The sequence below is a fragment of the Pelomonas sp. CA6 genome, assembly GCF_022549225.1.
Taxonomy (GTDB): Bacteria; Pseudomonadota; Gammaproteobacteria; order Burkholderiales; family Burkholderiaceae_C; genus Roseateles.
On sequence record NZ_JAKZFD010000007.1, the window covers coordinates 12,053 to 33,949 of the forward strand.

General features: G+C 73.8%; 18 protein-coding genes. 9 read left to right on the forward strand and 9 right to left on the reverse strand.

Annotated elements, in window-relative coordinates; translation table 11 throughout:
- The first annotated feature begins 3 nt into the window (after positions 1 to 3).
- The 3 genes from LZ017_RS12775 to LZ017_RS12785 are packed head-to-tail and all read left to right on the forward strand — an operon-like array spanning position 4 to position 3,331.
- Positions 4 to 924 carry a MurR/RpiR family transcriptional regulator gene (locus tag LZ017_RS12775; RefSeq protein ID WP_241397216.1) on the forward strand — a complete coding sequence of 307 codons (921 nt, stop codon included), beginning with the start codon at positions 4 to 6 and terminating at the stop codon, positions 922 to 924.
- Positions 921 to 2,396, forward strand: coding sequence for an amidohydrolase family protein (locus LZ017_RS12780; RefSeq protein WP_241397217.1), 1,476 nt, complete (start codon positions 921 to 923; stop codon positions 2,394 to 2,396). Before LZ017_RS12775 ends, LZ017_RS12780 begins: the two co-directional genes overlap by 4 nt.
- Entirely contained in the window at positions 2,393 to 3,331 is a 939-nt protein-coding gene (locus tag LZ017_RS12785) for a sugar kinase (protein WP_241397218.1), read from the forward strand. The genes LZ017_RS12780 and LZ017_RS12785 overlap by 4 nt, the downstream gene beginning before the upstream one ends.
- On the opposite strand, the gene LZ017_RS12790 is transcribed toward LZ017_RS12785, so the two are convergent.
- Complete coding sequence (locus tag LZ017_RS12790) at positions 3,307 to 4,620, reverse strand: MFS transporter (RefSeq protein WP_241397219.1); 1,314 nt, start codon at positions 4,618 to 4,620, stop codon at positions 3,307 to 3,309. The genes LZ017_RS12785 and LZ017_RS12790 overlap by 25 nt on opposite strands.
- A gap of 167 nt (positions 4,621 to 4,787) precedes the next feature.
- Here LZ017_RS12790 and LZ017_RS12795 point away from each other — a divergent pair, with 167 nt between their 5' ends.
- Complete coding sequence (locus LZ017_RS12795) at positions 4,788 to 6,299, forward strand: PLP-dependent aminotransferase family protein (protein ID WP_241397220.1); 1,512 nt, start codon at positions 4,788 to 4,790, stop codon at positions 6,297 to 6,299.
- Positions 6,300 to 6,303: 4 nt separating this feature from the next.
- Positions 6,304 to 7,161 (forward strand): ABC transporter substrate-binding protein, encoded by an 858-nt coding sequence (locus LZ017_RS12800; RefSeq protein WP_241397221.1) that lies wholly within the window; start codon positions 6,304 to 6,306, stop codon positions 7,159 to 7,161.
- 5 nt (positions 7,162 to 7,166) lie between these two features.
- On the opposite strand, the gene LZ017_RS12805 is transcribed toward LZ017_RS12800, so the two are convergent.
- Positions 7,167 to 8,165, reverse strand: coding sequence for a LysR family transcriptional regulator (locus LZ017_RS12805; protein ID WP_241397222.1), 999 nt, complete (start codon positions 8,163 to 8,165; stop codon positions 7,167 to 7,169).
- Between the two features lie 168 nt (positions 8,166 to 8,333).
- On the opposite strand from LZ017_RS12805, the gene LZ017_RS12810 reads away from it, so the two are divergent.
- Genes LZ017_RS12810 through LZ017_RS12825 form a run of 4 tightly spaced genes read left to right on the forward strand, consistent with a single transcriptional unit; the run spans position 8,334 to position 15,153 of the window.
- Positions 8,334 to 9,185: an alpha/beta hydrolase fold domain-containing protein gene (locus tag LZ017_RS12810; protein ID WP_241397223.1), complete on the forward strand. Its 852-nt coding sequence runs from the start codon at positions 8,334 to 8,336 to the stop codon at positions 9,183 to 9,185.
- Between the two features lie 41 nt (positions 9,186 to 9,226).
- Positions 9,227 to 10,465, forward strand: a complete 1,239-nt coding sequence (locus tag LZ017_RS12815; RefSeq protein WP_241397224.1) for an efflux RND transporter periplasmic adaptor subunit — start codon at positions 9,227 to 9,229, stop codon at positions 10,463 to 10,465.
- 31 nt (positions 10,466 to 10,496) lie between these two features.
- On the forward strand, positions 10,497 to 13,742 hold the full coding sequence (locus tag LZ017_RS12820) for an efflux RND transporter permease subunit (RefSeq protein ID WP_241397225.1): 3,246 nt from the start codon (positions 10,497 to 10,499) through the stop codon (positions 13,740 to 13,742).
- A gap of 10 nt (positions 13,743 to 13,752) precedes the next feature.
- Complete coding sequence (locus LZ017_RS12825) at positions 13,753 to 15,153, forward strand: efflux transporter outer membrane subunit (protein ID WP_241397226.1); 1,401 nt, start codon at positions 13,753 to 13,755, stop codon at positions 15,151 to 15,153.
- An 8-nt stretch (positions 15,154 to 15,161) separates the two neighbouring features.
- Here LZ017_RS12825 and LZ017_RS12830 read toward each other — a convergent pair whose 3' ends face one another.
- From LZ017_RS12830 to LZ017_RS12860, 7 genes are all read right to left on the reverse strand, one after another.
- Positions 15,162 to 15,386 carry a hypothetical protein gene (locus LZ017_RS12830; RefSeq protein WP_241397227.1) on the reverse strand — a complete coding sequence of 75 codons (225 nt, stop codon included), beginning with the start codon at positions 15,384 to 15,386 and terminating at the stop codon, positions 15,162 to 15,164.
- Between the two features lie 126 nt (positions 15,387 to 15,512).
- On the reverse strand, positions 15,513 to 16,337 hold the full coding sequence (locus LZ017_RS12835; RefSeq protein ID WP_241397228.1) for a class I SAM-dependent methyltransferase: 825 nt from the start codon (positions 16,335 to 16,337) through the stop codon (positions 15,513 to 15,515).
- Positions 16,334 to 17,134, reverse strand: a complete 801-nt coding sequence (locus LZ017_RS12840) for an ABC transporter ATP-binding protein (protein WP_374109917.1) — start codon at positions 17,132 to 17,134, stop codon at positions 16,334 to 16,336. Before LZ017_RS12840 ends, LZ017_RS12835 begins: the two co-directional genes overlap by 4 nt.
- On the reverse strand, positions 17,131 to 18,150 hold the full coding sequence (locus LZ017_RS12845; RefSeq protein WP_241397229.1) for an iron ABC transporter permease: 1,020 nt from the start codon (positions 18,148 to 18,150) through the stop codon (positions 17,131 to 17,133). The genes LZ017_RS12840 and LZ017_RS12845 overlap by 4 nt, the downstream gene beginning before the upstream one ends.
- Positions 18,137 to 19,192, reverse strand: coding sequence for an ABC transporter substrate-binding protein (locus LZ017_RS12850; RefSeq protein ID WP_241397230.1), 1,056 nt, complete (start codon positions 19,190 to 19,192; stop codon positions 18,137 to 18,139). Before LZ017_RS12850 ends, LZ017_RS12845 begins: the two co-directional genes overlap by 14 nt.
- Positions 19,185 to 19,766, reverse strand: coding sequence for a DUF2478 domain-containing protein (locus LZ017_RS12855; RefSeq protein ID WP_241397231.1), 582 nt, complete (start codon positions 19,764 to 19,766; stop codon positions 19,185 to 19,187). Before LZ017_RS12855 ends, LZ017_RS12850 begins: the two co-directional genes overlap by 8 nt.
- A 24-nt stretch (positions 19,767 to 19,790) precedes the next feature.
- Positions 19,791 to 21,806 carry a TonB-dependent siderophore receptor gene (locus tag LZ017_RS12860; protein ID WP_241397232.1) on the reverse strand — a complete coding sequence of 672 codons (2,016 nt, stop codon included), beginning with the start codon at positions 21,804 to 21,806 and terminating at the stop codon, positions 19,791 to 19,793.
- Between the last annotated feature and the right edge of the window lie 91 nt (positions 21,807 to 21,897).

Here is a 21,897-nt window from a genome sequence, read left to right on the forward strand (position 1 = left end):
CTCATGAACCCCGGCATTCTCGAACGCATCGACGCGATGCTCGCCGACGACGGCGAGCCCATGCCCAGCGCGCGGCGCGAAGTCCTGGAACTGATCCGGCACGACCCGGAGCGTGTCGTCGACGAGGGCTTCGAAGCTCTGGCCGCGCGCTCGGGCTGCTCGGTGCCCACCATCATGCGCACCTGCCGCGACCTGGGCTTTGCCGGGCTGCGCGAGTTCCGCCTCGCGCTGGTGCAGGAGCTGGCCGTGGGCGGCTCGCCGCTGCATCGCCGCGTGCAACTGGAAGACAGCACCGAGCAGGTGCTGGCCAAGGTGACCAAGAGCGCCGCCGCCGCGGTCAACAGCGTTCAGGCGCAGCTGGACCCGCGTGCGCTGGAGGCCGCCGCCACGGCCATTGCGCAGGCCAGCCGGGTCGACTGCTATTGTGTCGGCGCGACCTCGGGCTTCATGGCCTCGGACTTCCAGGCGCGGCTCTTTCGCATGGGCCTGAGCTCCAACGCCTATCTGGACCAGCACCTGCAGCTGGTGTCGGCGGCGACGCTGGATGGGCGCGGCGTGGCCTTCGCGATCTCGCACGTCGGCGGCATGCCCTCGCTGATCGAGGCGGTGGACGTGGCCCGCGCCCAGGGCGCACGGGTGATCGCGCTGACCCAGGCCGGCACGCGGCTGGCGCGCCATGCCGACATCGTGCTGGACATCCGCGTGCCCGAGGACCCGGTGATGCATGTCGGCACCGAGGCCTATCTGGCCCACCTGACGGTGATGGAGGTGCTGACCGTGCTGGTCGCGCAGCGCCTGGGCGATCAGGCGGTGCAGCGACTCAGCGACGTGCGCCGGGTGCTGGCCACGCATGGGCTGGACACGCGCAACCACCCGGTGCTGGCCTGGGGCCGGCCGGCGGTCAAGCGGGAGCGCCAGGCGTGACGCCGGCCCGCCTGCTGCGCGGCGGCTGGGTGGTCGACGGATCGGGCGGGCCGGGGTTCACCGGCGATGTGCTGCTGCAGGGCGACCGCATCGCCGCGCTCGGTCCGGATCTGATCGAGCGGCTGCCCGCCGGGGTCGACGCTCGCGCCGTCGAGGTGCTGGACTGCGCGGACCGGGTCATCGCGCCCGGCTTCATCGACGTGCACACGCACGACGACGCCATCGTGCTCAGCGACCCGGCCATGCTGCCCAAGCTCTCGCAGGGCATCACGACGGTGATCGCCGGCAACTGCGGCCTCTCGCTGGCGCCGCTGGTGACGGCCACCCCGCCGCCGCCGCTGAACCTGCTCGGCGCCGACTCCTTCCGCCATGCCAGCCTGGCCGACTACGCGCGCGCCTTCGCGGCCGCGCGCCCCTGCGTCAACCTCGCGGCGCTGGTGGGCCATACCACGCTGCGCGTCGCCACCCTGGCCGATCTGTCGCGCCCGGCGACGCCGGCCGAACTGGCGCGCATGGGCGCGCTGCTGGCGCAATGCCTGGACGAGGGCGCGATCGGCCTGTCCTCCGGCCTCTTTTACGAACCGGCGTATGCCGCACCGGCCGAGGAGCTGGTGGCGCTGGCGCGGATCGTCGCGCGCCAGGGCGGCGTCTACGCCGCGCATCTGCGCGACGAGATGGCGCAGGTGCTGGAGGCGTTGCAGGAAGCCGGCGACACCGCGCGGCGCGGTGGCGTGCCGCTGGTGATCTCTCACCACAAATGCGCCGGCCCGGCCAACTGGGGTCGCACGCGCGAGACCCTGCCGCTGATCGAGCGCCTGGCCCGGGACCAGCCGGTGGCCATGGACGTCTATCCCTATGTGGCCGGGTCCACCGTGCTGCGCGAGGACCTGGTGGACGGGCGGATCGACGTGCTGATCACCTGGTCGCAGACCCACCCCGAGGCCGCGGGCCGGCTGCTCAAATCGGTGGCGCGCGACTGGGGCGTGGACGAGCGCGGCGCCTGTCGCCGCCTGCAGCCGGGCGGCGCCTGCTATTTCCAGATGGCCGAGGAGGACGTGACACGCATCGTCGCGCACCGCCTGTCCATGATCGGCTCGGACGGCCTGCCGCACGACCGCCATCCGCACCCGCGGCTGTGGGGCGCCTTCCCGCGCGTGCTGGCGCGCTACTGGCGCGAACGCCGCGTGCTCGGGCTGGAAGAGGCGGTGCACAAGATGACCGGGCTCAGCGCGCGCAACTTCCGGCTTGCGTGGCGCGGGCTGCTGAAGCCGGGCTGGTTCGCCGATGTGGTGGTGTTCGACCCGCGACGCGTCCGCGACCTCGCCACCTACGAACAACCCACCGCGATGAGCGAGGGCATCGAGCGGGTGTTCGTCAACGGCGTCGAAAGCCTGCGCGCGCAACTCGCCGGGGGCGGCCCTGGCGGCGCCGGCCGGTTGCTGAAACGATCAACGATGGAGGAGTGGGCATGACCCAGGACAGGACGCAGGACAAGACACTGGATCTCGTGGCGATCGGCGAGGCGCTGGTGGAGTTCAACCGCCGCGATCCGGCCTCCACGGCCTATTGGATGGGCTTTGGCGGCGACACCTCCAACTGCGTGATCGCGGCGGCGCGGCTGGGCGCGCGCTGCGCCTACATCACCCAGCTGGGCGACGACGCCTTCGGCGGCGCGCTGCTGGCGCTGTGGCGGCGCGAGCGCATCGCCACCGAAGGCGTGCGCCTGCTGCCGGGCGCGCCGACCGGGCTCTACTTCGTCGAGCATGGCGCCGCCGGCCACCGCTTCAGCTACCGGCGCAGCGGCAGCGCGGCCAGCCTGATGACGCCGGCCGGCCTGCCGCGCGAGCTCATCGCGCGCGCGCGGCGGCTGCATTGCTCGGGCCTGTCGCAGGCCATCAGCGCCAGCGCGCGCGAGACCGTGGCGCAGGCGCTCGCCATCGCGCGCGCGCACGGCACCCTTGTCAGCTACGACCTCAACTACCGCCCGGCGCTGATCGCCGCCGCGGACGCCTTGCAGCTGCTGCGCGAGACCCTGCCGCATTGCGATCTCTTCCTGCCCAGCGTGGACGAATTCCAGGCCCTGACCGGCCTCTCGCAGCCGGACGACATCATGGCCTGGTGCCGCGACCATGGCGCGCGCGCCGTGGTGCTCAAGCAGGGCGCGCAGGGCTGCACGGTGTGGGAAGGCGGCGAGCGCGTCGCCGTTCCCGCGACGCCGGTGCGGCCGGTGGATGCCACCGGGGCCGGGGACGGCTTCGCCGGCGCCTGCCTGGCCGAGCTGTTGCGCGGTCAGCCGCTGCTGGCCGCGGCGCGCCTGGCCTGCCGCGCCGCGGCGCTCAGCACCCAGGTCCATGGCGCGGTCGATTCCTACCCACGGCGCGATCAGCTCGAGCCGCAGCCCGGCTGATCGGGCCGCGCGAAGGCCTGCGGGTAGCGCCGGCCATACCAGTCGCGCGCGGCCTCGTGCTCCAGGTTCAGGAAGGTGCGCAGCTCGGGGATGGCCAGCAGCAACAGGCCGCTGAGCAGGAAGCCGCCGGCCAGCCCCAGATAGACCGTGGCCACCGGCCAGGCCTGCAGCAGCAGGCCGGCGAGCGCCGGCGCGAGCGCGGCCGCGAGCTGCGCGATGCCCAGCTGCGCCGCCGCCATGCGGGCGCGGAAGGGCTCGGGCACCGCCAGCGTGCGGTGGGTCTGGCCGACCAGTTGCGTGATGGACATCCCCAGGCCGATCAGCGCCAAGCTCAGCACCAGCAGCGCCGGCCAGCGCGCGAGGCCGATGACGGCCATCGCCGCGCCGCACAGCACCACCGCAGCCGCGATGGCCGCCGGCCGGCCGACGCGGCGCATCAGCGCGTCGGCCAGCCCCGCGACCCCGGCCAGCACGCCCAGCGGCAGCGCCGCCGTGCAGGCGCCGAACCAGAGCGCGCCCAGCTGCAGCGACTGCAGCCGCAGCGGCAGCAGCAGGCCGATGGCCGGCGCCAGGAAGACCATCATCAGCGCGCCGGTGAGCGTCCACCAGCGGTCCAGCCGGGCCTGCCACTTCGCGCGCAGCCCGGCGCCCACGTCGGCCAGCCAGGGCGCGGCCGGCGCGCGTGCCGACGGGTAGGGTGGGGCGCCCAGCGCGCAGGCCGCCAGCGCGGACAGCCCGAACAGCAGCGCGTTCAGCGCCATCGCCTGTGCCAGGCCCGTGAAGGCCAGCGCCGCGCCGGCCAGGGCCGGGCCCAGCAGCCCGCCCAGCGCCTGCGCGCCACGGCGCAGCCGGATGGCGCGCGGCAGCGCGCGGGGCGACACCAGCTCGGCCAGCAGGCTGGCCTGCGCGGGCAGCAGCAAGGCATTCGCGAACAGCGACAGCACGCCGCAGGCGGCGATCAGCGACCACTGGTAGAGCCCGCGCCAGGCCAGCAGCGTGAGCAGCAGCGCGTCGACCAGCAGCAGCGCGCGTGCCATTCGGATCAGTCGCGGCTTGGGCCAGCGGTCGCCCATCGGCGCCATCAGCGCCAGCGCCGCCAGCGAGCCCAGCGCCATCAGGCTGCCGTAGCGCGCCAGGTCGGCGCCGCCGCCGGCCTGCGCGATCCACCAGGCCAGGCCGGTCTGCGCCGCGCTGCCGGCGAGCAGCCCCAGCCCCTCGCCCAGCAGCAGGTGCCGCAGATCCCTGTTGCCCGTGGTCGCGGGGCCCGTGTCGATGCCGATGTGGTCCATGGCGCGGCAGTCTAGGAAGCGCGGGCGCGGCCGGTAAGACTCAGGGCCGCGCGCGCCGGATCGATACAGCGGCGCGCTGTATCCATGGCCGGGCGGTGCACCTGTATCGATGCAGAGTCCGCGATTGCGGCTATCGTGCGCAGCTTTGGACTCCCGCCGCGACCGCCGTGACCTCCCGCCCCCACCGCTACCGCGCCCTGGCCCAGGCCCTGGCCGAGGACCTGCGCGCCGGCCGTTTCCCGGCTGGCAGCCGGCTGCCCTCGGTGCGCCAGCTCTGCGAGACCCACCGGGCCAGCCTGGCCACCGTCACCCATGCGCTGCATGAGCTGGAGGATGCGGGGCTGATCGAGGCCCGCGCGCGGCAGGGGTTCTTCGCCCGCGCGACGCCGGCACCGGGCCCGCTGCCCACGGGCGGGGTGGCGCTGGCGCTGGAGGCGCGGCGCGAGCGCCTGATGGCGCTGGCGGCGTCGCGGCCGGACTGGCTGTCGCTGGGGCATCTGGCGCTGCCGCCCGCGCTGCTGCCGCTGGCGGCGCTGCGCCGGCTGACGACGCAGGCGCTGCAGCAGGACGCGGCGTTGCTGGGCCAGGGCAGCGTGGCCGGCTCCGAAGCCTTGCGCGGCCAGATCGCGCGCCGCGCGCCGCGCATGGGCTGCGCCTTCGCGCCCGAAGATCTGGTCGTGGTGCAGGGCGAGTCCGAGGCGCTGCAGCTGTGCCTGCAGCTGGTGGCGCGCCCCGGCGACGTGGTGGCGGTGGCCAGCCCGGCGCCGCTGCGGGCGCTGGAGTTGATGGCCTGCCTGGGCCTGGAGGTGCTGGAGATCCCGCCGCAGGGCGGACGCCAGCGCTGGCCCGCGGCACTGGCGCGGGCGCTGCGCACGCGCCGCGTCGCGGCCTGCGTGATCGAGTCCGGCGCCGGGCGCGTCGATGGGGCGGGCCTGGACGACGCGGACCATCAGGCGCTGGCCGCGCTGCTGGCGCGCCATGCGCTGCCGCTGATCGAATGCGACATGATGGGCGAGCTCTACCGCGGGGCCTACCGGCCGCGGCCGCTGAAGGCCTTCGACGCCGACGACCGGGTGCTGTACTGCGGCAGCTTTGCCTGCACCGCGGGGCCGGGTCTGGGCCTGGGCTATGTGGCGAGCCGGCGCTACGGGCTGCGGCTGCGCGCGGCGCGCGCGGTGCAGGGCGAGCTGCTGCCGGCGCTGGCCGACCGGGTGCTGGCCCGCTTCATGGCCGGCGAGGGCTACGAGCGCCACCTGCGCCGGCTGCGCAAGCAGCTGGCGCTCCAGCTGCGCGCCTACGAGCAGGCGGTGCTGCGCCACTTTCCCGCGGGCACGCGGCTGCAGGTGGGCGAGGTCGGCTATGCGCTGTGGGTGGAGTTGCCCGCGGGGCTGGACGCGCTGGCGCTGCTGGCGCGGGCCCGCGAGCAGGGCTACAGCTTCGTGCCCGGTGCCGTGTTCAGTACCGGGACGGCGTTCGACCACTGCCTGCGCCTGAGCGCGCGCCATCCGCTGGACGAGGCGCACCGGCGCGGCATCGAGGTGCTGGGCGCGCTGGCCTGCACGCTGGCGTCCACGGTCGCGTGCGTGAATACCGCGGTCGCCGCGCCGTGTGGGCCGCGGCGGGCCGGGCGCGAGCGGAAGCTCGCTACAGTGCGGGGGTCAGAAACGGCAGGATGCTGAATCCGTGAGTGCACCAAGAGCCCTTGACCGCGAACAAGGCAAGCTGCGCCGGCCCCAGGCGGGGCGGCGCGCCGCGTCGCGCGGACTGGCGTTGCTGGTCCTGGGTCTGGCGCTGCGCGCGATGGCCGGGCCCCCCGCAACGCCGTCACCGCCAGTGCCGTCCGCGGGCGAGGAAGCACTGCTGGTGCTCTACCGCGACAAGCCGCCCTATTCCTACACCGAGGGCGGCCAGCCGCGCGGCCTGCTGATCGCGCAGACCCGCCTCGTGCTGGAGGCCGCGGGCATTCCCTTCCGACTGGAGGAGGCGCCGCTGAAGCGCATCCAGCGCGTGTTGCAGGCCGACGAGCAGGCGGTCTGCTCGCCGGGTTGGTACCGGCTGCCGGAGCGCGAACGCTATGCCCGCTTCAGCCGCCCCATGTCGCAGGACCCGCCGCAGGGCGTGCTGGTCGGTCGCCATGCGCTGGACGCGGTGCAGGCCCATGCCAGCTTGGCCACGCTGATGGCCGACCGGCGGCTGCGCATGGCCGTGTCGGACGGCATCTCCTACGGACCGCAGCTGGACGAGCTCATCCGCCGCCGCCAGCCACCGCCCGAGCGGGCCACCGTCACGCCAGCCCAGCTGGCGCGCATGCTCGCGGCCGGACGGGCCGACTACATGTTCATCGACCGCTACGACTACGAATGGCTCAACCAGCATGGCGAGCTGGGCAACGGCGCGGTGAGCCTGCAGAGCTTCCCGGACCTGCCGCCCGGGCTGCAGCGCCACATGTTGTGCAGCAGGCAGGTGGACGTGCGGCGCATGAAGGCCATGGACGCCGCGATCCAGCGCCTGGGCCTGCCGGCGCCGCTTCCCGCGCCCTGAGCGCGTCAGGCCGCGCTGAGCACGGCCTGCTTGGCGCCGTTGGCCGGCGGGGGCGGCAGCGCGTCGCGCGCGTCGCACTGCACCAGCAGCTCGCGCTGCCAGCGGTCGTGGCGCTCGAACAGCTCGGCCACCCAGTCGACGAAGACGCGCAGCTTGGTGCTCAGGTGGCGGTTGGGCGGGTACACCACATAGAGCGGCAGCGGGTCCGACTCCCAGTCGCACAGAAAGGGCAGCAGCTCGCCGCTGTCAATGTGAGGCTTGATCATGAAGTAGGGCGCCTGGATCACCCCCAGCCCATGCAGCCCGGCGGTCATGAAGGCATTGCCGTCGTTGACCGAGACCTGGTAGCGGCCGTAGACCTCGTAGCGCTGCCCGTTCTTGCTGAAGTCGAAGGGGAAGCGCTTGCCGGTGCGCGCGGAGAAGTAGCTGACGACCTGGTGTTGGTCCGACTCCAGTTCCAGCGGATGCTGGGGCACACCGTGGCGGCGCACATAGTCGGGCGAGGCGCAGCAGCCATAGCCCCAGTCGCCGATGCGCCGCGCCACCAGCGACTGGTCGGTGATCTCGCCGCCGCGCACCACGCAGTCCACGTTGTCGCTGATCAGGTCGACCGGGCGGTCCGAGACGCCCAGGTCGATCTGGATCTCGGGATGGCGGGCATAGAACTCGGGCAGCGCCGGGATGATGAGCATGCGCGCCACCGACGAGGCCACGTCCACGCGGATGCGCCCGCGCGGCGCCACGCGCGCATGCGAGACCGAGCCTTCCAGCTCCTCGATGTCCGACAGCAGCCGCGTGACGCGTTCGTAATAGGCGGCGCCGTCCGGCGTGACGCTGACGCGCCGCGTCGTGCGGTTGAGCAGCTTGACGCGCAGATGCTCTTCCAGCGACTGGATCAGCCGCGTGACCGCCGTCTTGGGCAGGTCCAGCGATTCGGCGGCCTTGGTGAAGGTGCCGCTCTCCACGACGCGCGCGAAGGCCTGCATCGCACTGAGCTTGTCCATCTGTGATTCCTCTCCTGTCCGGCCAGGCCCGGATGGTGGCGCAGGGATTGTTTCGGCGGCGAAACACTGCATCGCCGCCCGCCCCGTTTATCAAAGGCGGCGCGATCCCTAAATTTCGCGGCATTGCAACATGAACCCCTGCGCCCTGCTGCGCGCAGGCCTATTCCCATGATTGAGCTGCCGCTGACCTCGCGCCGGGACGAGCTGCTGTCGCTGGGGCGCGATCTCCAGCTGCCGGTGCGTGTCTACCGCGGCGCCGCGCGCCGCGCCGGCGCGCCGCTGGTGCTGCACCTGCATGCCGGTGCCTTCACCACGGGCGGGCTGGACAGCGGCGAGCTGGTCGCGCGGCTGCTGGCCGAGGCGGGCGCGGTCGTCGTCGACGCCGACTATCCCAAGGGCGAGGGTCAGGTCTTTCCCGCCGCGCTGACCCAGCTGGACGCCTTGCTGCGCGGCCTGCACCGGCGCCGCGCGCGCCTGGCCGACCCCGACAGCGCGCTGCTGGTGGCGGGCGAGGAGGCCGGCGGCAACCTGGCCGCGGCGCTGGCGCTGATGGCGCGCGACCAGGGCCATGGACGCCTGGCCGGGCAGATCCTGATCGGCCCCATGCTCAATCCCTGCCTGGGCACGGCCTCGCTGCGCGCGGCCGAGGCCGGCGATGCCGACTGCCGCTGGGCCCAGGGCTGGCGTGCCTACCTGGGCCCCTGCGAGGACGCCGACCACCCCTATGCCACGCCCGCCTGCACGCAGCGCCTGGCCGGCCTGGTCCCGGCCCTGGTGCTGAGCAGCGCCGACGACCCAATGCGCGACGAGGCCCTGGCCTATGCGCGCGCCATGCGCCAGGCCGGCGTGATCGTCCACCAAGCGCTGCTGCCGGCGCCCAGCGGCTGGCCCTGCGCGCTGATGCACCCGCTGCCTGCGCCCGCCGCGCAGCCCGCCTGGGTGGGCGCGCTGCGCCAGCGCCTGGGCGACTTTCTTTCGCTCTTCCTGCCGGGCCGGACCGCGCGCCCGCAACCGGCCTGATCCGCCGCATCTCCCCAAGACCTGTCCACGGAGTGACCGCCATGACTTCTTCCCTGATCGCCCCCAAGAACCGCCGCCCGCTGGCCATCGCCGCGACTTCGTTGACCGCGGTCGCCGCCGTCGCCGCGGCCCTGCTGAGCGGGTTGCACAGCCCGCAGGCCGAGGCCAATCCGACGGGCCAGGCCGCGCCGGCCATCCCCGTGTCCGTCGCCGCGGTGAGCAGCCAGCCGGTCGCCGCCTGGGAGGAGTTCTCCGGCCGCCTGGAGGCGGTGGAGCGCGTGGACCTGCGCTCGCGCGTCGCCGGCGCGGTGCAGGCCGTGCATTTCCGCGAGGGCGCGCTGGTCAAGGCCGGCGAGCTGCTGATCAGCATCGACCCCGCGCCCTACCAGGCCGAGGTGGATCGCGCCGAGGCCCAGGTGTTCGCCGCGCAGGCCCGCGTGGGCTACACGCGCAGCGAACTGGAGCGCGCCGACCGGCTGTGGCGTGAGCAGGCGATCGCGCAGCGCGAGCTGGACGAGCGCGCCAACGCCGCGCGCGAGGCCGAAGCCAACCTGCGCGCCGCGCAGGCGGCGCTGCAGTCGGCGCGCCTGAACCTGGGCTACACCCAGGTGCGCGCGCCGGTGGCCGGGCGCGTGGGCCGGCTGGAGGTGACCCAGGGCAACCTGGTCGCCGCCGGTCCCGGCGCGCCGGTGCTGACCACGCTGGTCTCGGTCAACCCGATGTACGCCAGTTTCGACGCCGATGAGAAGACGGTGGCACGCGCGCTCGCCGAGCTGCCCGGCGGCGCCGGGGCACGCCAGCAGCTGGAACGCATCCCGGTGCAGATCGGCGCCGCCGCGAACGGCGACGCGCCCTATGCGGGGCGCCTGCAGCTGGTGGACAACCAGGTCGACCCCAGGAGCGGCACGGTGCGCGTGCGCGCCGTGCTGGACAACCGCGACGGCGCGCTGATGCCGGGCCAATTCGTGCGCATACGGCTGGGCCAGGCGCGCAGCCGCCCCGCGCTGCTGGTCAACGAGCGCGCCATCGGCACCGACCAGAACAAGCGCTTCGTGATGGTGGTGGGCGCGGACAACCTGCTGAGCTACCGCGAGGTTCAGCTGGGCGCGCCGGTGGACGGGCTGCGCGTCGTCACCGCGGGGCTGAAGGCCGACGAGCGCATCGTCGTCAACGGCCTGCAGCGCGTGCGCCCCGGTGCCCGCGTCGTGCCGCAGCTGGTGCCCATGAACGCCCGGGCCGAGCAGCAGGCGCGCGCGGCCGACGGCGCCGGCAAGTCCTGACCCCCGCGCCGCCGCGCAACGAGACAAGACCATGAATATTTCCAAATTCTTCATCGACCGGCCCATCTTCGCGGGCGTGCTGTCGGTGCTGATCTTCGTCGCCGGGCTGCTGGCGCTGCGCGTGCTGCCGATCTCGGAATACCCCGAGGTCGTGCCGCCGCAGGTGGTGGTGCGCGCCCAGTACCCCGGCGCCAACCCCAAGGTCATCGCCGAGGCCGTCGCGACGCCGCTGGAGGAGGCCATCAACGGCGTGGAAGGCATGCTCTACATGGGCAGCCAGGCCACCACCGACGGCTTGCTCACGCTGACCGTGACCTTCAAGCTGGGCACCGACCCGGACAAGGCGCAGCAGCTGGTGCAGAACCGCGTCGCGCAGGCCGAACCGCGCCTGCCCGAGGAGGTGCGCCGGCTGGGGCTGGCCACCGTCAAGAGCAGCCCCGACCTGACCATGGTCGTGCACCTGTTGTCGCCCAACGGGCGCTACGACATGACCTATCTGCGCAACTACGCGGTGCTCAATGTCCGCGACCGGCTGGCGCGGCTGGCCGGCGTCGGGCAGGTGCAGCTCTTCGGCTCGGGCGACTATGCGATGCGCGTCTGGCTGGATCCGCAGAAGGTGGCCGAGCACGGGCTTTCCGCCAACGACGTGGTGCGCGCGGTCCGCGAGCAGAACGTGCAGGCGGCGGCCGGCGTCGTCGGCGCGTCGCCGGGCCTGCAGGGCGTGGACCTGCAGCTGCCCATCAACGCCCAGGGCCGGCTGCAGAACGAGGAGGACTTCGGCGACATCATCGTCAAGACCGGCGCCAACGGCCAGGTCACGCGGCTGCGCGAGCTGGGGCGCATCGAGCTGGGCGCGGCCGACTACGCGCTGCGCTCGCTGCTGGACAACCAGTCCGCCGTGGCCGTGCCCATCTTCCAGGCGCCGGGCTCCAACGCGATCGAGATCTCCAACCAGGTGCGCGCCACGATGGCCGAGCTGAAGAAGTCCATGCCCGAGGGCGTGGACTACGAGATCGTCTACGACCCCACGCAGTTCGTGCGCGCCTCCATCGAATCGGTGGTGCACACGCTGCTGGAGGCGGTGGCGCTGGTGGTGCTGGTGGTGATCCTGTTCCTGCAGACCTGGCGCGCCTCCATCATTCCGCTGCTGGCCGTGCCGGTGTCCATCATCGGCACCTTCGCGGTGATGCACCTGTTCGGCTTCTCGATCAACGCGCTGTCGCTGTTCGGGCTGGTGCTGGCCATCGGCATCGTGGTCGACGACGCCATCGTCGTGGTCGAGAACGTGGAGCGCAACATCGAGGCCGGGCTGAGCCCGCGCGCCGCGACCTACCGCGCGATGCAGGAGGTGTCCGGCCCCATCGTCGCGATCGCGCTGGTGCTGGTCGCGGTCTTCGTGCCGCTGGCCTTCATCACCGGGTTGACCGGGCAGTTCTACCGCCAGTTCGCGCTGACCATCGCGATCTCCACGGTGATCTCGGCGATCAACTCGCTGACCCTGTCACCGGCGCTGGCGGCCCTGCTGCTGAAAGGGCATGACGCGCCCAGGGACGCGCTGACGCGCGCGATGGACCGCGTGCTGGGCCGCTTCTTCGCCGCCTTCAACCGTCTGTTCCAGCGCGGCGCGCAGGCCTATGGCGGCGGCCTGCGCCGCGCGCTGGGGCGCAAGCTGGCCATGCTGCTGCTGTACGGCGGGCTGGTGGCGCTGACCGCGGGCCTGTTCAAGGCCGTGCCCGGCGGCTTCGTGCCGGCCCAGGACAAGCAGTACCTGATCGGCTTCGCGCAACTGCCCGACGGCGCCACGCTGGACCGCAGCGAGGCGGTGATCCGCCGCATGGGCGAGATCGCGCTGAAGACGCCCGGCGTCGAGCATGCGGTCTCCTTCCCGGGGCTGTCCATCAACGGCTTCACCAACAGCGCCAACTCCGGCATCGTCTTCGTCACGCTGGACGGCTTTGAGAAGCGCCGCGGCCCGGGCCTGTCGGCCGGCGAGATCGCGGCGCGCCTGAACCAGCAGTACGGGGCGATCCAGGACGCCTTCGTGGTGATGTTCCCGCCGCCGCCGGTCAACGGCCTGGGCACCACCGGGGGCTTCAAGCTGCAGCTGGAGGACCGCGGCGGGCTGGGCTATGAGGCGCTGGACCAGGCGGTCAAGGCCTTCATGGCGCGCGCCGCCCAGGCGAGCGAGCTGAGCGGCCTGTTCACCAGCTACCAGGTCAACGTGCCGCAGCTCTATGCCGACCTGGACCGCACCAAGGCGCGCCAGCTCGGCGTCGCGGTGACGGATGTGTTCGACACCCTGCAGATCTACCTGGGCAGCCTCTACGTCAACGACTTCAACCGCTTCGGCCGCACCTACACCGTGCGCGTGCAGGCGGACGCGCCCTTTCGCGCGCGCGCCGAGGACGTGGGCCTGCTCAAGGTCCGCTCGGCCGGCGGCGAGATGGTGCCGCTGTCGGCGCTGATGAAGGTGCAGCCCAGCTTCGGTCCCGAGCGCGCGATGCGCTACAACGGTTTCCTGTCCGCCGACGTCAACGGCGGCCCGGCCCCGGGCTTCTCCACCGGGCAGGCGCAGGCGGCCATCGCGCGCATCGCCGCGGAGACCCTGCCGCCGGGCATCAGCTACGAGTGGACCGAGCTGACCTACCAGGAAATCCTGGCCGGCAACTCGGCGCTGTGGGTGTTCCCGCTGGCCATTCTGCTGGTCTTCCTGGTGCTGGCCGCGCAGTACGAGAGCCTGGCGCTGCCGGTGGCCATTCTCCTGATCGTGCCGCTGGGCCTGTTCGCCGCGATGACGGGCGTCTGGCTGGGCGGCGGCGACAACAATGTGTTCACCCAGATCGGGCTCATCGTGCTGGTGGGCCTGAGCGCGAAGAACGCGATCCTGATCGTGGAGTTCGCGCGCGAGCTGGAGTTCGGCGGCCGCAGCCCGCTGCAGGCCGCGATCGAGGCCAGCCGGCTGCGCCTGCGCCCCATCCTGATGACCTCGCTGGCCTTCGTGATGGGCGTGCTGCCACTGGTGCTCGCCCGCGGTGCCGGCGCGGAGATGCGCAACGCGATGGGCGTCGCGGTGTTCGCCGGGATGATCGGCGTGACCGCCTTCGGTCTCTTCCTGACCCCGCTGTTCTATGTGCTGATGCGCGCGCTGACCGGCAACCGGGCGCTCAAACAGCACGGCGAGGGCAGCCATCCCGAGCCGCCGCTGAGTCCGCCCGTGGCGGGCGGCGCCGCCGACGCGCGTCCGCACCCGGCCGCGCCGCGCCATGAACACGAATGAGGAGCGCCTGATGAAACCTGCCCTGTTCCCCTTGCTGGCGGCCCTGGTGCTGGCCGGCTGTGCCAGCGTCCCCGCGCTGGACGAGCGCGCGCTGCCCGCCACGCCGCCGGCCTTCAAGAGCGCGGCCGCACCCGAGGCCCAGGCCGGCTGGGCGTTGGTGCCGCCCGCCGACGCCGAGCCGCGCGGCGACTGGTGGCGCGTCTTCGGCGACGCGACGCTGGACACGCTGGTGAGCCGCGCGCTGGAGGGCAACACCGGTCTGCAGTCCGCCGCCGCCCGCCTGGCGCAGGCGCGCGCGCTGCTGCGCGGCGCCGAGGCCGAGCGGCTGCCGCGTGTCGACCTGGGCGCCGGCGCGACGCGCGCCACCCGGCCCGGCGAGGGCCCGGCGGCGGCGACGCGCCTCAGCGCGGGCCTGAACCTGGCCTATGAGCTGGACCTGGCCGGCCGACTGGCGCAGGGCCGCGATGCCGCGGCGCTGGACGCGCAGTCGCGTGAGGCGCTGCTGCAGAGCGCGCGCCTGCTGGTGCAGGCCGAGGTGGCGCAGACCTATCTCGCGCTGCGCTTCGCCGACCAGGAGCGCCGCCTGGTGCGCGACACCGTGGCCGCCTACCGCGAGACCCTGGTGCTGACCGAGCGCCGCTACCGAGCTGGCGACGTGGCCGAGCTGGACCTGGCGCGGGTGCAGGCCGAAGTCGCCGCCACCGAGGCCGAGGCGCTGGCGCTGGAGCGCCGTCGCGTCGAACTGGAGAACGCGCTTGCGGCGCTGCTGGGCGAGCCCGCCTCGGGCTTCAGGCTCGCCGAGGCCGACGGGCCGGTGCTGTTGCCGCGCATTCCGGCCGGGCTGCCCAGCGCGGCGCTCGCGCGCCGGCCCGACGTGGCCGCCGCGCAGCGCGGCCTGCTCGCCGCGCAGGCGCGTCTGGGCGTGGCGCAGGCCGCCTGGTTCCCGCGCCTGGCGCTGAGCGCCAGCGGCGGCGGCGCGTCGGCGGAGCTGGGCGATGTGCTGCGCTGGTCTGCGCGCGCCTGGTCGCTGGAGGCGTTGCTGTCGCTGCCGCTGTGGGACGGAGGCCGCCGTCAGGCGGGCGTGGACGGCGCGCGCGCCGGCCTGGCGCTGGCGCTGGCCGACTACCGCGAGCAGCTGCTGCAGGCGCTGCGCGAGGTGGAGGACGCGCTCGCCGGCCTGCAGCTGCTGGAGCGCCAGGCGCAGGTGCAGGCGCAGGCGGTGCAGGCCGCGGCGCGTGCCACGGCGCTGTCGGACTCGCGCTATCGCAACGGCCTGGTCAGCCAGCTGGACCTGCTGGACGCGCGCCGCAGCGAGCTGCGCAACCGCCGCGCCGCGCTGCAGCTGCGGGCGGCGCAATACCAGGCCACCGTCGGCCTGGTGCGCGCGCTGGGCGGCGGCTGGGCGGGCTGAGCCCGCCCTCAGGCCTGTTCGCTGACGTAGCGGGGAAAGACCAGGCGTCCGAACAGAATGTCGCGCTGCACGCCGGCCATGTAGGTGGCCATGGGCGAAGGGTCGAAGGCGGTGGTGTCCAGCGGCGCCGGCGGGGCCGGCACCGCCGTGCCGTTGCGCACCGCCTGGCGGTACTCCTCGAGCGCGTTGCGGTCGTAGGGGCAGACTCTGAGTTGGACGTTGGTGACGGACACGCCGGCAGCGGTTCTGGCTTCTCTGCGAAAGCGCGCCATGCTAGCGGCGCCCGCGGCACCGCGGCGTGAATACGCCACGGCCCGGGCCGGCTGCGTGGCCGAGTGTGCGGAAGGCGCCCGGCTGCCTCAGCGCGAGGCAAGACCTGGCCCCTTTGCCGGCACGTCGCAGGCGACGAAGGCCCAGCGCATCGGCGCGCCGCCGCGCCGGGCCCGTTCCGCGTCGGCCTCGAACCAGCGCGCCAGGCGCGAGCGCGCGGCCTCGTCCACCGGGCCGTGGCTCCACTCGATGCGCTGCGCCAGCTCGTGGGCATCGGCGCAGCCGGCCAGGCGGCTGGGGGTTTCCAGAATGTCCACGCGCGGGCGCAGGCCGCGCTGCTCCAGCATGCCCAGCAGCAGCGTGTGCTCGGGCGCGCGCGGCGTGTCGCGGCCCAGCAGTGCCAGCACGCCGGGGTCCATGAAATGTCCGCCGACCAGGTAGGTCAGGTAGATGCGCAGCCGCGCGTGGTGCAGCAGCTTGGCCAGCGCGGCGTCCAGGTCTTCCACCAGCGTGGAGCGGGACGCGATGGCGATGTCGCACAGCGGCACGTTGCGCCAGTCGTCCTCCCAGGCCAGGTGCAGGGTCTCGATGCTGTCCTGGCGCGTCCGCGCGGCCTGCAGCCGCAGCTGCTCCAGCATGCCGGCGCTGTGGTCCAGCGCGAACACGCGGCGCAGCCGCGTGGCCAGCGGCAGCGCCAGCGTGCCGGGGCCGCTGCCCACGTCCAGCAGGGTGCGCGCGCCGCGCAGGTCCATGCGGGCGATGAAGTCCACCGCGTACTGGCTCTGGCGCCGGTTGGCGCCGTAGCCGGGCGCGCGCTGGTCCCAGTCCTGGGCCGGTCGGGGCTGCAGGCGCTGCTGGCGCATCTGTTCGCGGTATTGCGCGGCGTAGTCGTTCGCCGCCAGGGTCGTCGTCATGGGGTGTCCTCGGTGTCCAGGGGCGCGGCGGCCCAGGGCAGGCTGCGCCGCAGCAGGGTCGGATCGAGCGCGTACAGCGCGGCCAGCGCGTCCACGCGCAGCACCTGCGCGGGCCGGCCCTGGGCGCGCAGCCGGCCGCCGTGCATCAGCGCGACGCGGCTGGCGACCTGGCGCGCATGCTCGGGCTGGTGGGTGGACATCAGCACCGCCAGCCCGTCGGCGGCCAGCGCGGCGATCTCGGCAAGCACGCGCTGCTGGTGGCCGAAGTCCAGCGCCGCGGTGGGCTCGTCCATCACCAGCAGCGGCGCCTGCTGGACCAGCGCGCGGGCGATCAGCGCGAGCTGGCGCTCGCCGCCGCTGAGCTCGGTGCAGGGCCGCGCGGCCAGATGGGCCACGCCCAGGCGTTCGAGAGCGGCCAGCGCGAGCGCGCGGTCCGCGCGCGAGGGCGTGGAGAAGCGGCCGATGTGCGCGACCCGGCCCATCAACACCAGGTCCAGCACGCGGTAGGCGAACACGCCGGCATGGGCCTGGGGCACATAGGCCACCCGGCGCGCCAGCTCGGCGCGCGTGGCGCGCGCGCTGTCCAGCCCGGCGAGCTCGGCCTGCCCGCCCAGCGCGGGCAGCAGGCCCAGCAGGGTGCGGAACAGCGTGGTCTTGCCGCAGCCGTTGGGGCCCAGCAGGCAGAGGATCTCTCCGGCCCGCAGCTGCAGGTCCAGCCCCTGGTCGGCGAGCGCGCGGCCGCGGTGGCCGATGCGCAGGCCGCGCAGTTGCAGCGCGGGGGGCGGTGGCGTGCTCACCGCGCGGACCGCCGGCCCAGCAGCCAGAGGAAGAAGGGCGCGCCCACCGCCGAGCTGAGCACCGACAGCGGCAGCTCGATCGGCGCCAGCGTGCGCGCCAGCGTGTCGGCGACGACGACGAAGGCCGCGCCCAGCAGCAGCGCCATGGGCAGCAGGCGGCTGAACTCGGGGCCGGCGAGCAGGCGCGCGACATGGGGCACGACCAGGCCCACCCAGCCGACGATGCCGGCCATCGCGACCGCCGCCGCCGTCATCAGCGTCGCGGCGGCGATCACCGCCAGGCGCAGCGGGCCGACCTGCACGCCCAGCGCCGCGGCCTCCTCGTCGGGCAGGCTGAGCAGGTTGATGCGCCAGCGCAGCGCCAGCAGCAAGGTCGCGCCCAGGCCCAGCGCGGGCGCGGCCAGGCGCAGATCGGGCAGGCCCACCGCGCCGAGCCCGCCCAGCAGCCAGAAGGTGATGGCGGGCAGCTGCACGCTGGGGTCGGCCAGCAGCTTGACCAGCGCGATGCCGGCGCCCAGCAGCGCGCCGACGGCCACGCCGCACAGCACCAGCACCAGCACCGCCTCGTGGCCGCCGGTGCGGCGCGCCGCCAGCAGCACCACGCCCACCGCCAGCAGTCCGCCGGCAAAGGCCAGCGCCGAGACAGCGGCCAGCGGCAGCGCCAGCAGGATGGCCAGCGCCGCGCCCAGGCCGCAGCCGGCCGACACGCCGAGGATGTCGGGCGAGACCAGCGGGTTGCGGAACAGGCCCTGGTAGGCCGCGCCGGCCGCGCCCAGCGCCGCGCCGACCAGCGCGGCGGCGAGCACGCGCGGCAGGCGGATGTGCCAGATCACCGCGTCGCGCGTGGCGTCGGCGCTGGTGCCGTCGCCCAGGAGCCGGGCCCCCAGCGTGGCCGCGAGTTCCACCGGCGACACCGGGAACTTGCCCAGCGCCAGCGCGCCCATCAGCGCCAGCAGCAGCAGGGCGCCGGCGAGCAGCAGCGGGGCCGCCGGCGCGGCGTGTTCAGGCGTCGCCATGCAGCAGGCCCTGCAGCGCGGCGCGGCCAGGGTTGAGTCCGTAGAAGAGGCGGTAGAAGCGCTGCGCCTCGTCCAGCACCTGCGCGTTCGCGGCGTCGACGGGGGCGGGCTGGGCCAGCCGCATCGCCAGCCAGCGCAGGCCCAGCAGGCGGTTCAGCGCCGGCGGCCCGTCCAGCCAGCCGAAGGGCCGGTCCGGCGCCAGCAGCAGCCGGCCCTCGCGCAGCGCGGCCAGACTGCGCCAGCGCGTGTCCGTCATGGCCAGGCGGTGGAACTGGCGGTCCTGGGTTAGCACCCAGTCCGGCGCCCAGGCCAGCACCTGCTCCAGCGAGACGCGGGCGACGCCGGCATGGCCGGTGTCGGCGACGTTGCGGCCGCCGGCGGCCTCGATGATCTCGGCGTTGATCGCGCCGGCGGTAGCGGTCTCCAGGCCGTCGGCGCCACGCGCCAGGTAGACACCGGGCCGGCGTGCGGTGGCACTGCGCGCGGGCAGTGCGAGCGCCTGCTCGGCGTACTCGGCCAGCGCCTGAGCGTGCGCTTCGGTGCCCAGCAGGCGGCCCAGCTCGCGCAGCTGGCGCGGCGAGTCGGCCAGGCGGCCGTCGATGAGCAGACAAGGCAGGCCGGTCTGCTCGGCGACGCGGCGCGCGGTGGACGCCTGGGTGGCGTCCACGCTGCCCGCGTCGACGATCAGGTCGGGCTGGAGCGCCAGCAGCGCCTCCACACTGACCGTGCTGCCGCGCCCGGACAGCCGCCCCAGCGCGGGCTTGTCGCGCAGTGATTCGGGCAGCCAGCGGCGCGCCGCCTCGCTGGGGGCGGCGGGCCAGCCCAGCAGCCGCTCCGGCGCCAGGCAGGCCAGCAGCACGGCGGCCGGCGGTCCGGCCGCGAACAGGCGCATCGGCCGCGCGCGCAGGCGGCCGAAGAGCTGCAGCAGTGGGGCCGCGCTCGCCGTGGGCGCGGCGAGCAGGCGTGCCGCCGGAGCCAGCGCCGGCAGCGCGACCAGCGCCGCCAGCGCGCGGCGCCGGGCAGGGTGCCGGGCCTCAGTCATGCGCGTGGGCGGGCAGCGTGCGGGCCAGCCAGTCGCCGACGATTTCCGCGCGCGCCGGCAGCAGCGCCGCGCCGCCGCTGAAGTGCTGCCAGGCAGCCAGGTGGCGCGAGGCCACCGCGGTCAGCAGCGGCACGCCCGCGGCCATCAGCGCCAGCAGCTCGGCCGCGAAGCCGCCGCCCTCGGCTTCCAGACCGCCGAAGCGGTTGCAGACCACCAGTTCGGGCGCCTCGTCCAGCGCGCGGCGCAGCACCATGCTGGCGCGCGCAAAGCCCTGCGGGTCGGCGCGGCAGGCACCGGACCCCTGGCCCAGCGGCTGCGAGACCAGGTATTCGTCAAAGGTGGCGACGTCCACCAGCACCATGTCGCCGGCACAGCCCGCGCTGCCTTCGGCGCGCGTCATCACCAGCCCGTGCACGCGCCGTCCGGCGCGGCGCTGCTGGCAGGCGAAGCGGGCGAGCAGCGCATCCACGTCCTCGCCGCCGTTGTCCAGGATGGCCGCCACCGGCAGCGCGGGCTCGGCGGAGGCGGGCGCGGCCAGGCCGGCGCGGATCGGTGGCTCGGGGTTGGGCATCATGGGGCGGCTCCGGCAGGGGTGGGCTTAGAAGGTGTGGCGCAGGTTGGCGTACCAGCTGCGGCCGGCGGCGGGGAAGCCGGCGTCCAGTTCATAGAGCTTGTCCAGCAGGTTGTCCACGCCGGCCTCCAGCGTCAGGCGCGCCAGCGGCTGCCAGCTCGCCTTCAGGCCCAGCACGGTGGCGCCGGACAGGGCGCTGGTGTTGTTCACCCAGCGGTGGCTGTCGTGCTCCGCGCTGGCCTGCAGGTCCACGCCGGCGACGGGGGTGACGCGGGCATAGGCGAAGAGCTTGCGGTCGGGCACGCCGGTGACGCGGGTATCGGGGCTGCTGATGTTTTTCTGGTCCAGCAGAGTGAGATGGCCGCCCAGCTCCAGCCAGCGCAGCAGCCGGCCGCGGGCGCCCAGCTCCAGGCCGGTGACGCGCGCCTCGCCGACATTGCGCATCTGGCAGGGCGTCGCCGGGCCGCAGGCGTTGCCGTCCTTGACGAAGACGGACTGGATCTTGTCGTCCGCGCGGCTCTGGAACAGCGCGGCCTCGACGACCAGCGCCGGCAGCGCGGCCAGCGGCCGGCCCTGGTAGCCCAGCTCCAGGTTCAGCGAGGTCTCGGGGCCCAGTGCCGGGTTCTCGACATAGTTGCCCAGGCGCTGCGAGTAGCGGTCCTTCAGCGTCGGCAGCCGGGTCTTGCGCGCCAGCGTCAGGTAGACGCGGTCCTGCGCGCCCAGCGCATGGAAGAGGCCGGCCTGCAGGTTGGTGGCGCGGCGGGTGTCGGGCAACGCATAGGCGCCGCTGCTGCTGTACACCTGCGCGGGGCGCAGCTCGTGGCGCGCCGCGCCCAGCGAGAGCTGCCAGCGCGGCGCGAGATCGATCAGGTCTTCGACGCCCAGCGAGCGCAGCTCGTCCTCGTAGCGCGCCTGGACCGTGCCGTTGGCGTCGGTCTCGCGATGGCGGTCGCGCTTGAGCTGCAGCACGGCGCGCAGCAGGTGGCCGTCCCAGCGCCGCGATTCCAGCTCCAGCGCGCCGCCGCCGCTGCGGTCGCGGTAGTGGCTGCGGCCGCTCGCGACGCTGCCGCGCCCGTTGGTGAGCAGCCGGGTGTAGCTGTCGTCGGCATAGCTGACCACCTCGTTGTCGAAGCGGTCGTGGTAGAGACGCAGCTTCAGCGTCTCGGACTCGCCCAGCGCGGTGCGGGAGAGGAAGTACAGGCTGTCCTTGTCCCAGACCGGCCAGCGCCAGTAGCGCGCGGCCTTGAAGTCGGTGGACGGCGGCTGGCCCTTGCGGCCGTCCTGGCGCGTGTAGGACAGCGTGTACTCGTCGCTGGCATTGGGCAGGAAGCCGAGCTTGAAGGAGGCCTTGCGGTCGCGCCGATCGCTGTTGTTGCGCAGGCCGCCGTCCTCGACGAGGGTGACCGAGGGCTTGAAGTCGGCGGACATCGGCATGCCATCGGCGTCGCGCCAGGACAGCCCCAGCTGGGCATACCAGCGTCCCTGGCGCGTGCCCAGGTTCAGCGCCGCCTTGCGGTCGCCGCCGCGTGCGACGCCCAGCAGCGCGTCGCCTTCCAGCGCCTGCACGGGCTTGCGCGAAACCAGGTTGATCGCGCCGCCCAGCGCATTCGGCCCATAGGCGATGGAGCTGAAGCCCTTGGCGACCTGGATCGCGGCGAGGTCGTAGGTGGAGAAGCGGTTGAAGTCCACATAGCCGTCATAGGGCACATAGACCGGCACGCCGTCGATGAACAGCGGCACCTGGCGGGGGTCGTAGCCGCGCAGATAGACCAGCAGCTCGTTGCGCGAGTTGCTGGACCGGGTGACGCCGGGCAGCAGCGCCACCGCGTCGCCCACCGTCTCGCGGCCGAAGCGGCGCATGTCCTCCTGCGTGACCAGGCTGCCGGCCTGGTCCGTGGGCATTTCGCCGACCTGGGCGCGCGAACCGGTCACGGTGACGGTGCCGAGCTCGAACGGGGTGTCGGCGGCTCGCGCCGCGGGGGTGCCGAGCCAGGCGGCGCAGGCCAGAGTCAGGACGCTGAGGGAGGAGCGCGGGGGGAGCATGTGGGGAAGGTGTGTGGTTTTCGAAATGTATAAGTCAATATAACGATACATCAGGATTCAGTGATTAATGCCGACTGTGCATTGATCTATC

What these genes read in the sequence shown, in the direction of transcription:
- LZ017_RS12855 (WP_241397231.1), bottom strand. Translation starts at nt 19,766, where the DNA reads ATGATGCCCAACCCCGAGCCACCGATCCGCGCCGGCCTGGCCGCGCCC.
- LZ017_RS12815 (WP_241397224.1), top strand. Translation starts at nt 9,227, where the DNA reads ATGACTTCTTCCCTGATCGCCCCCAAGAACCGCCGCCCGCTGGCCATC.
- LZ017_RS12820 (WP_241397225.1), top strand. Translation starts at nt 10,497, where the DNA reads ATGAATATTTCCAAATTCTTCATCGACCGGCCCATCTTCGCGGGCGTG.
- LZ017_RS12825 (WP_241397226.1), top strand. Translation starts at nt 13,753, where the DNA reads ATGAAACCTGCCCTGTTCCCCTTGCTGGCGGCCCTGGTGCTGGCCGGC.
- LZ017_RS12805 (WP_241397222.1), bottom strand. Translation starts at nt 8,165, where the DNA reads ATGGACAAGCTCAGTGCGATGCAGGCCTTCGCGCGCGTCGTGGAGAGC.
- LZ017_RS12785 (WP_241397218.1), top strand. Translation starts at nt 2,393, where the DNA reads ATGACCCAGGACAGGACGCAGGACAAGACACTGGATCTCGTGGCGATC.
- LZ017_RS12850 (WP_241397230.1), bottom strand. Translation starts at nt 19,192, where the DNA reads ATGACTGAGGCCCGGCACCCTGCCCGGCGCCGCGCGCTGGCGGCGCTG.
- LZ017_RS12775 (WP_241397216.1), top strand. Translation starts at nt 4, where the DNA reads ATGAACCCCGGCATTCTCGAACGCATCGACGCGATGCTCGCCGACGAC.
- LZ017_RS12860 (WP_241397232.1), bottom strand. Translation starts at nt 21,806, where the DNA reads ATGCTCCCCCCGCGCTCCTCCCTCAGCGTCCTGACTCTGGCCTGCGCC.
- LZ017_RS12835 (WP_241397228.1), bottom strand. Translation starts at nt 16,337, where the DNA reads ATGACGACGACCCTGGCGGCGAACGACTACGCCGCGCAATACCGCGAA.
- LZ017_RS12790 (WP_241397219.1), bottom strand. Translation starts at nt 4,620, where the DNA reads ATGGACCACATCGGCATCGACACGGGCCCCGCGACCACGGGCAACAGG.
- LZ017_RS12845 (WP_241397229.1), bottom strand. Translation starts at nt 18,150, where the DNA reads ATGGCGACGCCTGAACACGCCGCGCCGGCGGCCCCGCTGCTGCTCGCC.
- LZ017_RS12810 (WP_241397223.1), top strand. Translation starts at nt 8,334, where the DNA reads ATGATTGAGCTGCCGCTGACCTCGCGCCGGGACGAGCTGCTGTCGCTG.